This window comes from Psychromonas aquatilis (assembly GCF_038155185.1).
GTDB lineage: Bacteria > Pseudomonadota > Gammaproteobacteria > Enterobacterales > Psychromonadaceae > Psychromonas > Psychromonas aquatilis.
Map to the genome: position 1 here is coordinate 1 of NZ_JBAKAZ010000402.1, position 214 is coordinate 214.

General features: G+C 38.3%; 1 protein-coding gene. It reads right to left on the bottom strand.

The window, feature by feature from the left end; genetic code table 11:
• Positions 1-214: S16 family serine protease (locus V6256_RS15940; RefSeq protein ID WP_341599181.1), on the bottom strand; the 214-nt coding region annotated here is incomplete at both ends.

The window sequence follows — 214 nt, forward strand, 5'->3', positions numbered from 1 at the left end:
CCAGTATAAGTTAACTTACCTTTACCTGGTACAGAGGTAGCTTCAATGGTTAATAGATAACCGCATAAAGATGTCCACCCCAGCCCTGTTACTTGCCCTACTTGGTTTTCAGAATCAGCTTTACCAAAGTCAAAACGGCGAACACCTAAATAGTCTTTCAGGTTATCGATTGTCACGTGGATTTTTTTGAGTTTTTTATCTAGTAGAATATCTT